Here is a 13583-nt window from a genome sequence, read left to right as displayed (position 1 = left end):
TCTATTTTGTTTTACACACAATTGCGCTAATAACTTATGCGTATTCTATAAGCTGTTGAAACGCACAAAAAACTTTTCGCATAACAAGAGTTACACAAACACGAAAACACAGGTGCACAATAATTTTTCTCATTGTATTTTTCTGTTTCTATTATGAAAGCACATTGCGTTTATAAGCATAAAATAGTTTTATTTACACGTAAATAAAGTTTTACTTACACGTAAGTATAGTTTTACTTACACGTAAATAAAACTTTACTTACGTGTAAATAATTGCTTCTTAATATATGAAAGATTGTTTGTTTCTATGTAAACTAATGTTTGTTTACACGTAAAAGCAACGGCGTAAATACTAACCTGGGACGCATATCTAATTATTACACTCTGTGCATAAAGCTGACGAAATTCAGATTAGCCTACAACATCATTCATATATTACTATTAAACCCTAATGTGGTAATGGCTAATTTGTATTTGTTAGAAAATAGAGCAAGAAAAAAGGTCGTACCATAAAAAAAGCTTTATGATACGACCTTGATATTTGTAGATAATTCTACGAAAGAATTATTTTACTTTACAGTTACTTTAGCAACTTTGTTTCCAACACGTACTATATATGTGCCAGCAGCAAGAGATATATGTTCGTCGTTGCAAATTTGTTTATTCTGATAAGCAAGCTTACCATCGATGGTATAAACTGCAAGTGTGTTGTTCTTTGCACCCACAACAGTAATTCCACCATTTACAAGTTGCACTTGAATATCGTTATTAGCAGAAACACCATTTACACCAGTTGTCTCAAAGTTCACATAATTTGTAATTTGATATAAATTCGGCAAGCGAGGATTACGCATTAAGCAAACAAGATGATTAGTTGTCTTTGTAAGCTTAAATGTTGTTACACCATTTGCAATGGTATATTCGTCGTCTTTATCCAATTCTTCGCCTTGTGGTTCGCCATCAATAACGTTAATACGGTCTATAAACCAACGGAATTCTGTAGGTGCTCCATCGATAGTTGCTTCAGAACTCAAGTCTACACTAGAACCATTCAATGCAACATCAAGAGGTTCTTGCAAGTTATAAGAATACTTTTGGAATTTTGCAACTCCATCTTTATCTACAGCAATTGGCATTGTAGAGAATCTCAATCTATTCTTAACAAGATTCAAAACACCCAACTTAGTATTCTTAGAAATATCAACCTGTGTTAGCAAGTTATCGTTCAACCAAAGTTGTTCCAAAGCAGGAGCCTTATCGAGAGAAACGCTTTCAAGAGCATTTTTACTCAATTCGAGGTTCCACAAATCGGGGTTATCAATCTTAATAGTCTTCAGCTTATTACCTGAAACAAATGCAAGACCAAGTTTCTTACCTTTCGATAAATCGAAATCTTTAATCTTATTGTTGGTTAAAGACAAGAAATAGAGGTTTGGATAATCAGACAAATCAAATTCTGTAAGTTCATTTCCACTCAAATTCAACTGAGTTAAAGCAGTAGAAGCAGGTATTTTTACAGACTGCATTTCAGCATCAGCAATTGTAATAGAGCGAGTATCTTTTAATCCAGAGAAATCAGATTCGCCAATCTTAACCTTTGAAATACTGAATACCGATAATTTATCGTCGGCATTAGCAACAAGTACACGTACTTTCTTATTAGCTTTAGATTTAGCTCTAAACAGCTTGTAAGTTGTGTCTAAGGTGTATTGAGTAACATTTCCGTCGCCATTCCATTCAAAGTAAACAGAAGTTCCCTTAACAGGACTTGCTAACGACAAATCAACACTATCAGTTGCATTTATAGTTGTGAAAGAAGCCAATTCATATTTAGGCATATCAATTGGTTGCACAAGCGTAGTTTTAAATACATTTGCACCCGTAAATGCTGGATAAGCAGCGTGAGTCATTTCACAATAAATCTTACCAACAGTTAAGTTCTTAAATTTAGAAGCACCATCTTTAATAGTATAGTCTGTACCTTCAACAAGTTTCTGTCCATTTTCTTTCTTCCATACATATTGAGTTGTAGCGCCATTCTTTGTAATGAATTGTTCAGAAAGGTCGATACCTGGAGAAGATGTAGAAATTTCGAGAACATGTTGTGGAGCATAAATAAAGTGTGTAGCATCTAAACCGAAATCGGCAGGCATATTTGCCAATGTAAAGTTGTTACCACTTATGTTTAAATAAGCCAAAGGAGCAACAGGTGGTATTTTAACTTCGTTAAGTTCGTTGTTAGAAGCATCTAAGCTTTCTAAAAGTTCGCTATGATTCAATAACAAACGTGTGAAAGCATTGTTAGAAATGTTGAGCGAACGAAGATTGTCTGCATCAGAAACATCTAATGCTTTCATCTTATTATGACTAATATCGAATTTGCGAATAGCATAGAAATCATCAAATTCATAGCTTTCCAACTGGTTGTTGCTTAAATTAATATCAGTAAGCAAACTCTTATAGAAGTAAGAAGACGGACCTTTTAAGGTAAGTTTTGTAAGCAAGTTGCCAGAAAGGTCTAGTTTTCTTAATTTATTGTTGTAACCAAGATCGATATTTCTTAAACCAGCATTCTTCAAAGCAAGAACTCGCAACTGATTTAATGCAGTAAGGTCGATATTATCAATTGGCAAGTTGTCGGTTTCTAAAGCAGTAATATAATTATCTTGTGGCACATAAATAATAATATTACCAGAACCCTTACGCTGTGCATCTATATTAGGAGTTGTTGGTTCTTCAGCTTTAATTGCAAAAGGAACTAAATTGCCATCTCCTAAATCTATTTTCACAGAAACAGGCTTAGCATCGGTTGCACCTAAAATACCAACAGACATTTTTATTGGAGCGCCTGCAGAGCCAAGACTAGAAAATTCTACAGCCTTTGTGTCTTTACCAAAGTTTTCAACAGTTCTAACAGTGAAGTTTTCGGTACGAATAGGATAATCTTTCAATACAGAATTTGTGTACTGAATGAAAACTTGATCTTCAAGAGCCTTCAGCAACGTAACTTTTCCATTTTCATATTTATAATATGTATTGTCCAATTCAACAGGTTTAGTTGGATCGTCCTTTGGAACTCTATAAAGAATACCATTAGTTGTTGTACCTTGACGCAAAACACGATTGCTAAGATCGATAACATCGCCTACTTTATAAGAATCGTTCAATTCCATTTCGCGCTGTGCATGGTAATATTCAAACCAGTTTCCTGGCCAAGGCAAGGTAGCAAAGTCCATATAATTATTACGAACACTAACACTATAAAGGTCGGTATTCTTAGTAACATCAAGAGAACGCAACAAGTTATCGTCGCAAGAGAAAGTAAAGAGTTTAGGGTTCTTACTTAAATCTAGAGTTTTAAACTTGTTACCACCACAGAAGAAATAGTAAAGCTCTGGACAATGCGTTACATCTATAGTTTCGAACTTAATATCGGTGTTCACAGTTCCAGAAGTATGAGAGATATAAAGTTCTCTTATCTTTGGATTATGACTAAGATCGAGCGAACTAATGCGCGAATCGCTAACGTTCAACACTTGTAAATCTGGATTTTTAGAAAGATCTACCGAAGAAACATTCGTCATATCAAGACTCAAACGTTGCAATAATGGGCAAGCTGTAGGGTCTACGCTTGTTAAAGTAAGAGAATGATAAGCATCGAACGAACGAAGTACAGGGAAATTGCGAAGAGTAAAGTTTGGCGAGATATGACCACATTGTGGAATTTCTAATACCAAAAGATTAGGTAAAGAGCCAATCATTAAAGGAGTAGCTTTCGCAAATGGATTATCTTGTAAATATATAACCTGCAATCCCTTTAAATCGTCGATATTGAGCGAAGTTAATACATTATGTTCGAGATTAAGAACACGAAGTCCTAACTTATTGCTGAACTTAATTTCGTCAATTTCATTACCAGAAGCATTAAAATAGTAGAGTTTTGTTGGGTCGCCATAAATTTTCACCCAACCATCTTTAGAAACTTGTCCTATATAAAGAGAACCTTTTATAGATTGATTTTCGCCAATTTGAGCAACATCTACATCGAATTCTTCCTCACCGTTACCACAATCGATATTAACAACTTGTTTTTCGTTTGCAGCTCCAAGAACAAATGATACACTTGGCGTTACGCCTGTACCTTTAGCTTTTTCATATACATTTGTATGAAAACTGATGATTGGTTCCTCACTTTGCGCATGTGCACCGAGAGAATTCAAAATCATCGTCATCAGTATTAATAATACCGACGAGAGAAAATTTCTTTTTTTCTTCATATTTTTAATAGATAATAATTCGTTGTGCAGAACTTCCGTTTACTTGAATAAGATATACACCTTTTTCCCATGCAGAAGCATCTATATTTGTTTCATTTCCTTGTGCAATATTTGTATGCACTAATTGTCCAGAGAGTGTATAAGCACGTACATTTAGCTGTTTTGCATTTGCAAGGAACACTGTAAACGAACGTGTACCAGTCATTGTTAATATTGGTGTTTCTTTTTCGTTTGCTTTTATTCCTTGAATACCATTTGCAGCCTTTTCTTTCAATACTTGTTTTAAACCAGCGTATGCATCAAACTTTCCTGCTCCCCATTGTACTGGGTCGCCAGTGTTCTTTACAAAATCGTCTTTTACAGCTGTTTCTTTTATTATACGCACTACATCTTTATAAGTTAAAGAAGGATTTGCCTCTAACCATAATGCAATTGCGCCAGCAACTACTGGTGTTGCCATTGAAGTTCCAAGAGATTGATGCCAATAATAAGTCTTCTTATCTTTTTTTAGTTCTGCTTGCAACGCAGCTGGTGTATAACCCATGTCAGGATTTGTTACACAATATGTGTTTACAGAAGAAATAACAGATGCACCAGGGGCACAAATGTCTGGAAGATTTCTACCATCGGCTAATGTTCCATAAGAAGAGAAGCGAGATACTTCACCAGCTGGAAAATCGTTGCCTTGTCCTTTCTTATTATAGCCATAAACATATCCATCTAATGATGGCCAATGGTTTCGTACATTATAACTACCAACACTTATTACATTTGCAGCACAAGCCATATCGCTTATTGAACCATTGCGAGAACCTTTTACCCAACCTGGTTGATCATAATCGTCGAAGTAAACTAACTGTGCATCGCCATAAACATCTACACGTTGTCCAGCCTTTTTACTCTTTATTATAAGACCTAATTTATAATTGCCATCTTTATTGGTAGTTTGATTGTCGCTTGTTAAAAATTCAGCAAGCACATAATAACGTCCAGTTTCTGGATCTTTAATAGATGCTGCACTTACATATCCATTAAAAGCTTTGGCAAATGTTTGATTTACAACTGAACCTGAAATTGCATAATCGCCACCTGAAGAGTAAATTATTGGTTGTCCATTTGTATTATGATCTACAGGAATACGAGCAGCTACTTTATTGTTACGTGTACCGTTGGTAACTACTATTTGCAATTCAAATTCATCAGCATTATTGCTATAAGCACAAATTTGTCCGTTACGAAGATTGTAATAAGACTTGTTTGATGCTTTATATTCGCCTTCCATTGTTGGACGAATAAATGTTTGAACTGTTTCGTCGGCATTATTAAACTTTGCAGTTAATGCTACTGGATGGTCGGCTTCATTTCCTGCTGCAACACAAATAATTGCTTCTTTACCACAAAGAGCAAGGAAACGATTCATTACACTTGTTGAATCGTGTGCACCAATATTGCTACCTAATGAGAGATTTATTACACAAGGTTTTGCTTTCGGACCTGAAAGTTTTGCATAGTTAATAATATCGTCTACACCAAAAGCAATATATTGATCGCGTAAATCGCCACACGAAGCTACTATTTCCGATTCGGTTGCACCGCCATAATATGGATTTGCTTCGGTTACTTTATAAGAAATATCTTGATCGTCGGTTTTTGCTACCGTAATATTTCCTTTATAACCGCCTGCCATTATACCGGTTGTATGTGTTCCGTGGAAATTTGTATAACTATCGGTTGCAAAATCTTCTATAGCATACGTATCATCACGTTGTTTCATTGTGTCGAGCACTGCACGAGGATAATAATTTTGGTAAAGATATCCTTGTTGAGTGGTGGTGGTTGCTGTAATCTTACTTAAATAACCAAAACGTGTTGTACCATCTGGCTTTAAAAAGTTTATATGATTAGGGTCTATACCACCATCAACAATACCTGTTACTACGCCTTTTCCTGTATATGCTTGTGGCAAATCTACGCCTTTATGTATTTTATCTATGCCTGTTACCTGGCGAACAATGTCCATTTTCTGATAAACTGGGCGCGATAATTCCATACGATGCACACATCTCATATCTGAAATACGCTCTACATCGGCTGTAGAAACCATTACTATTGCAATATTACCACGCACTCTTAGCACTTTTACGCCTTGTGCTTCCAGTTCGCTAAGGGCATTATTGCCAGTAAATTCTATCATTGCCATTACATTTGGCTGAATTACTTTCGGACGTTCGAAAGAACGTGTACGACTATTGTAAGTCGGTATTGATGTATTGCGCATTTGCAATAACATCATACGACTTTGTAAGTCGAGTTTAGATTGACCAAATGCAGAACAAGCCAAACCTAAACATAGAATAGTGAATGTAAATTTTCTCATTACTTGTTTATTATAGTTTTCTTTCCATTAATAATATACACTCCTGGAGACAATGTTGCACTTTTTACACGTGTACCGTCAATACGATAAACCACTGTGTTTTTATTTGTTGATTGCAATTCTATTTCGTCAATTCCATTAGGACCACTAAGCCTAATTTCTAAACGATCGCCATTTTTTAATTTTACTTCGTAACTGGTTCCGCCTTCGTAAGCTGGTTTTACTTTCTCGCCATTTAGTTCTACTAACATTTTACTAAGGTCGTTACCGTATGCTCCGAACATAAATACATTATCGTCGGCAGAAAACATCAATGTGTTTTCGCCACTTTGCATAGGAACTGTTGAATGGTCGGAACGATAAAAATTAAAACCATAATTAGCAAGACTTATATCGTCTATATATACAATTGCTTTTTGGTCGCGTACAATGGCAGATGTCGTAATTTCTATCTTCATTCCTTCTGCAAGATTTATTTCGTAAATGCCATCGCCACCAGCGGTCTTCACATTTCCATCTACTTTAAGGCTCTCTATTTTGCAACCACTATTGGGCTTTACCTGAATCATACTGCTAACTTCGTTCAGTTCAATAGTGTTTTCGCCATCTTTTATGGCTATCACCTTATTATTATAGCTACTACCGTGATAAACTGTAATATTTTCTGCCTTATCAACATTCAGTGTTGCCTTTATTGTTGCATATTTGCGTGCTTTAATATCGAAGGTTGTTGCATTTTTCACAAGATATTCAAACGTTCCGTAAACACTTGTTTCCACATTGTTCACTTTAAACGACTCTAAAGCGTAGTTCGTTTTATCGAAAGTTAGTGCTAACTTTGTTCCTGCCTTAACCGTGAAATTTGCATCGTTATAGTTGGTTACTTCTTCGCCATTCACTGTTACTTTGGCAAGAATACCTTTCACATCGTTGCTTGAGAAATTAAATTTCACACCACAATCTACATCAGGATAGTTTGCTACAATTGATATTACACTATTTTCTTTCGGTGTTACAAAAAACTGATTGCCTGAACTTTCTACTTCTGTACCATCGAGTGTTACTTTATAAAGTGGAGCATCGCCATAGTTTGCATTGCCTATTATTAAGGTTTTCTCCACATTAGGAATATACTTCACTGTGTTATCGCCATTTTGTAGGCTCACAACTGTGTGCGATTCATAACGTTCTAATTTAACTTTTGTAGCATCGTCTACTTTTACTGTGCACGATGCTGTGCGTGCATCGGCTAAAACTCCCGATTTTACCGTAAATTTTAGGTTTTTATCTGCATCTGTTAAATAAATGTTACACGAAGTTAGATTGGAAATAGATTGTGCTACTGCCTCTCCATCTTTGTTAGTTTTATAAACTCGTGTTAAATACGAACCATCTTTAGCTTCTATTTGAACTGAACCATATTGTGGCACGGTTAATTCGTTCACACCATTTTTTATATTTTCAATGGGCGAATAATTAACTTTCACTCTAATTCTACTGGCATCATCTACATCTAACTTAATAGGTGTATCAGCCAGCACATTCATTGACATTAGTGTCATTAACACTAAGACAAAAGAATAGTAGACTTTCTTCATACGTTGTTAAATTATAGTTATTATTATATCTAGTTTACTTTTTTTTCTTCAGTCTAATTGATAGTTCTAAATGTTCGCACAAATAAAAACCACCTACATATAAAGAATTGCTTCGCTAAACACTTCTTTAGGTTCGTTTGCAAAGATAGCTATAATTTTTAAAAACAAGACTTTATTCTTGCTTTTTTTAGATTTATTTCTTTAAAAACCTTTTGAGAGAGAACTATTTAACTCTAAACGCCATTATACACTCGGAATATTTTGAGCTGATTGATTAACTTTATTACAAAAACATACGAACTACGACTATGCTAAAAGGCTATTAAAATATCAATAAGAATACAAAAGACAACTGGAAATTAAACTATTAACAAAGTAAATGCTTTAATTTCAACAACACCGTTCAGTGTTTATATCTAATTAAATAATTTATTAAAGCTATACTTTATTATAGAAAAACTTTCTATGTCTTTCTTTTCTATATAATTTGTTGTGGCTTTCCACTTGAATTATTGTACAGTCGGCAATATTCAAAAAGAGTTGTCCAAAACCATTGGTTATATGTGCCTAATTTTATATGGAAAATTATTTTTTTGTAATATAAAAACAACGATTTTATAATATAAAAAAATAATTTCTTATTATAAATTCCACCCTCCATATAATTATCTGACAACTAACAATTTGCAAACTCCATTTTTAGCTATTTTCTCTATACAAATAGACGCTACAAATGGTGAACTACTAAAAGAATAAGCAAAGTTAAATAAAGTTTTAGAATGGGAGTCTAAATATACTTTAGTAATAAAGTAAGTATAAAAACACGACGGTTAATAGTTGATATTTATTAAAAACAAAGAAAAGAGATAACTTTTTAGAATAATATTCATAAATTTGCATATAGAGAATATTAGAAAAAAGCATATTATTACGATCTGCCCAAATAATTGGACCAACAATGAAATGAAAGGGGAGTATGTAATTCTTGCCTTTACGAATAAACAACAAGATAAAATTATTTTATCTATCCGTAAGAAAATAACTTCTTCACAAATAATAATAAAAACTAAGAACAATATACCTATGCTTATCAAACCACAACAACTATTATTGCTTCTGCTCTTTATATGCATAGGGGCAAAAGCACAAGAACGAACCATTTTGCTGCAGGGATATGTGAGAGATGCATTTACAAACGGAGGCATAAAAAATGTGTCTGTGATTTTGATGGATGAAGACAGTACCATTATAGATAAACAAACCGTGAAATACATTGTGAATGGACAAGGAAGAGAAGAAACGTTTTACAACAACATTCCAAGCTATGTTATGCTGACTATTGGATACAGAATATCGAAAAAACCTTGAAACTTAGCAAATATACATTGTTGAGAAAGAAACTTTGTGATAAAAAAACTGGTTATTAGAGTTTGAATAACCCTAATAACCAGTTGATTTTTATTGATGTTTATTTGTTGTGCAACTTATAAGTTTTAGTTTCGTTGCCATCAAATAGTTTTAAAATAATAATGCTATGCTGTAAGTTGGCTATACTAATATTAGATTCGTAGCCTCCTTGCTGCAGAAGTTGTCCTGTTGTTGAATAGATTTTATAACTCTGGTATTTATTAGACAAGCAAATGTTTTTATCAACAATATAGGGAGTTTCTGTTTTGTTGGGTGTTTCTGCACTATTAATACCTGTATAAAGGTCGGCAAGTGCTTTCACAATTACGGTTTCGGCACCAGGAACTTGAACAATGAATGCTGCTGCATATTTTTTATTGTCTTCGCTATAGAAAATAAACGATGCATCGCCGCCTTCCGGAGCTAATTCTGGTGTAAGCAATTGGAAATTTTTCTTCATTTTTGAAGGCGATAACATTATGCTTACATTATCAGATGGGTTGTTTGTGGTTGTTACTTTAAACACAACAGGATCTGTTTTCTGTTTCATCTTATATGGAACATAAAGGAACTGCTTATCGACAGTGATTTCTGGCAAGTCGGTTCGACCAAACGAAACATTATCTATCATCCAATTTAAGCCAGAATAGGTGCCACCTTCTTTACTGTAGAATGAGAATGCAAGATGGAAATTGTCGTCGATATTAACATCGGTAAGTTTTGAAAGGTCTATGCGATAGTTCAACCATGTTTCGTTGTCTATTTCTATACCAGTTGGCTTATACTTGTCAATATCGAGAACTTGTTCTTTAAGAACTCCATTTTTTTCGGTAATAATGTAGGCTTGGAAAAGTTCTTCGCGTTGTTCGTCTTTACTTAAACCATTAAAACGAAGACTGAAAGTAAGTATTTTACTTGCTGCTTGTTTGTAGGAAAGTGTTGGCGAAACAAGCCACGATTCGTATGGGTTATGGTCTACAATTCCTGTTTTCCAGAAAGTAATGTATGCTCCTTCGCTTTGGATTTTACCATCAATAAGATTATTTTCTCGCTGTTTCCACGTCCAGAATGGGCGATCGCCACGTATAATTAAGTTTTGCCAACCCGGAATGCTTAATATTTGTCGGTGGCGCATATTGTTAAAACGTTCGTTAAGCAACAATAATGGTTTAGAATCGGCATTAGGCATCATAGCTTTGGTAATGTCGATAAATGTTTCGCGCTGCGTACTTTCGTTTTCATAAAATTGCACACTATTTATATTTATATCGGTTTCGGCTACATTTACAAAACGAATAAGGGTGGGACGATGATTATTTAGTATAAATTCGTTGGAAGTATTTGCCATTCCATTGTTATTTATAAGCAACCAATGTCCACCACCATCTATAGAATATTCTGCACGTAGAGAAGTTGTTGCTGTTGTTGGATTTACTTTTATCTTGTTCACTCCATTAACAAAAACATTGTCGAAATAAAGTATACCACTTTTATTAAGCGTAATATTGCTTGCGCTATTCCATTTGCCTTCTATCTTCCAATATCCAAGGTCGTATTTTCCAAAGTTGTTCCATTCTGGTTCGTTCTTAAAACGTTCTTCTATATTATTGGCAGTAAAGTTTTCTACTTTTGCCCCTGTTGTTTCTTCTTCGCAAATACCTTTTAAGTTGTAACGTACAGTGTCGCCCAAAATTGTTGAGACAACTAATGTAGCTTGATATGTACCTACAGTAAGTGGACGGAAATCTATACGGAGTTTTGGCTCTGCATAGAGTGTTCCCTTGCTCTTGTTATACATAAATATATTGGTGTTGCTCTTGAAACAGGTTACTTGTGGGGCATGGTCGATTGCTATTTTAACATCGGTAATAATATCGTTTACATCGAATTCTAAATTTTGCGTAACAGTTTTACCTGGTTCTGCTTTCATTTCTTTTATAGGTGTCGATGCAGACAACTTAACAGAAGGCTTTTTGCCTTTTTCCATGAAATAAGCAATAAGCATAAGGCTGCCATTGTGTGTATCGTCGGCACCAGAGAAACTTAATTTAAAAGAATCAGCATCTTTAAAAGCCCCTTTCTTTGTTGGAGTAACAATAAGTTGTGCACCTATAGACTGGTTTTTGTCTATCTCGTCTATATTAAGTTTCATCATATTGCTTGCCAAAGTATATTTGTCGCCACCACTGAAATTTGGTTTCTGGACTTGACTAATATGCATTGTTTGAATAGCAATATCATATATTGCAGTCTCTCCTACTTCACCATAAATTGTTTGTACTTGTGGAAGAATTGCTATAAGTGGAGTTGCTTTAGCTTTTGAAGCCGGAAGACGATTGGCACTAAAATCGTCTAAACTTACTTCGCTATTTTCTTGTACTTCAATGGCAAATTCTAACTTTGTTGCTCCGTCTGGACAAATGGTGCGGAAAGTTAATGTTCCCCACGATTTCATTTTCCCAAAAAATACTTTCGGATTGTTTATAAAAGCATCTTCGTTACTTTGAACTACATTGCCATTATCGTTAAGCCAACGGAATGCAAGACGTAAAGGACCTTTATTATTAGGTGATGAAATTGTAGTATAATGTATTTGACATTCTATTTCATCGCCTACTGTTACGTTGTTTTTAGCTAAATCTATTGTTTGTTTTAAGAAACCTTTTTCGTTTTTTGTCTTAATACCCACTCCAAAGCCAGTATCGGAATGGTAGCTATCGCGCTTCTCTCGTTTAAATATGTGTTCGCCTTTTATTTCCCAATTCTTAGGAGTATTATCGGAATTGAAATCCCAAAAGAACTGATTTTCTAACAATTCCTTTTCAGGTTTATCTTCCTTTTCGGTTTCAACACCTTTACCTTTTAATGAAATAACAGCAACTTTATCGGCTAACGTAATTGTTATAGTTGCTACCTTATCGCCTTTTGTTTTTGGCTGAAACTTTACAAACAATTTACCACCCGTTGAAGAAAGTGCTTCGTTTGTTTCGGTTCTAACTATAAAGTCGTTACTATCTTGACCATCTAATACTGGTATTATTTTCTCGCCCTTAAAATTGGTAACTGTAATGAGTGCAGACTTTTCTTCTGAAGTTTTATTTAAAACTATAGAACCAAAATTAAGCTCTGCAGGGTCTACAGTTATATTTATAGGATCGCTCTTTTCGTTGGTAGTAACATTTTTAAGCTTAAAAGCAGTATAATTATCTTTATTGCCTTCTACATAAAAAGCAACGAAACCTATTCCTTTTTCTTTCACAGCAATTGGAATATCAACAGAGTAATTTTCGTAATCAGAATTAGAAGACACAGGAATTACATTACCCAGCGTAGCTATAGTTTCACCACTCTTGTTAATAAGAAGAACTGAAAGTTTTATATCACCCTTAATGGTTCCTGTTTTCCATTCGAAATTTAATTGTTTCCCAGCAATATCGCGTAAACTTAATGAAGGAGAAACTAAATAAGATTTAAAGTTTTCTTTTAGCTTGCGTATCTGCGTGTATAAAATGTTAAGACTAAATTCTTGATTAGAATAAGGCACATTCCAATAAACTCCATTCTTAACGCTGGAAATGTTTTGCCACGTTGTACCTAAAGCCTCTTTATATTTTTCTACTTGCAATAAAGTTTCTTGTGGCTGAGCATCGTCTAATTTACTGAAATCTAATTCTTGCGCACACACATTTACATTTGCTATCACACTAAATAAGGTAATTAATAGCCAAACTGGTTTTCGTCTGATAAAAATTGATTGTTTCATAATAACTAAAATATGGTTCCTTTATTAACAAATTTGTATAATATTGTACAAAGATACATATTAAACTTAAACATTACAACCTTTCCTCTATGTTTTTGTACAAGGTGGAATATGAAATACAATTAGTTAGTATAGTTACAGATTTCATTTAAAACTCAAAT

At 34.2% G+C, this 13583-nt stretch carries 5 protein-coding genes; 1 reads left to right on the top strand and 4 read right to left on the bottom strand.

The genetic code is table 11. The features are described from left to right. Nucleotides 1–569 precede the first annotated feature (569 nt). The 3 genes from HMPREF9144_RS02100 to HMPREF9144_RS02090 are packed head-to-tail and all read right to left on the bottom strand — an operon-like array spanning nt 570 to nt 8252. The gene (locus HMPREF9144_RS02100; protein WP_006044172.1) at nt 570–4277 is read right to left on the bottom strand and encodes a leucine-rich repeat domain-containing protein; all 3708 of its coding nucleotides are present in this window, start codon (nt 4275–4277) and stop codon (nt 570–572) included. 4 nt (nt 4278–4281) lie between these two features. Continuing rightward, nucleotides 4282–6654 (bottom strand): S8 family serine peptidase, encoded by a 2373-nt coding sequence (locus HMPREF9144_RS02095; protein WP_006044171.1) that lies wholly within the window; start codon nt 6652–6654, stop codon nt 4282–4284. Further along, the gene (locus HMPREF9144_RS02090) at nt 6654–8252 is read right to left on the bottom strand and encodes a hypothetical protein (protein ID WP_040595363.1); all 1599 of its coding nucleotides are present in this window, start codon (nt 8250–8252) and stop codon (nt 6654–6656) included. Before HMPREF9144_RS02090 ends, HMPREF9144_RS02095 begins: the two co-directional genes overlap by 1 nt. 963 nt (nt 8253–9215) lie before the next feature. Here HMPREF9144_RS02090 and HMPREF9144_RS13745 point away from each other — a divergent pair. Then, nucleotides 9216–9620, top strand: coding sequence for a hypothetical protein (locus HMPREF9144_RS13745; RefSeq protein WP_006044168.1), 405 nt, complete (start codon nt 9216–9218; stop codon nt 9618–9620). Between the two features lie 100 nt (nt 9621–9720). Here HMPREF9144_RS13745 and HMPREF9144_RS02075 read toward each other — a convergent pair whose 3' ends face one another. Then, entirely contained in the window at nt 9721–13422 is a 3702-nt protein-coding gene (locus tag HMPREF9144_RS02075; protein WP_006044167.1) for a choice-of-anchor J domain-containing protein, read from the bottom strand. Between the last annotated feature and the right edge of the window lie 161 nt (nt 13423–13583).

Origin of the sequence: Prevotella pallens ATCC 700821 (assembly GCF_000220255.1) — a bacterium.
In the GTDB taxonomy this organism is placed as follows: Bacteria; Bacteroidota; Bacteroidia; order Bacteroidales; family Bacteroidaceae; genus Prevotella; species Prevotella pallens.
Note: the sequence above shows the minus strand (reverse complement) of the source record. Positions and strands in the feature narration are given on the sequence as shown.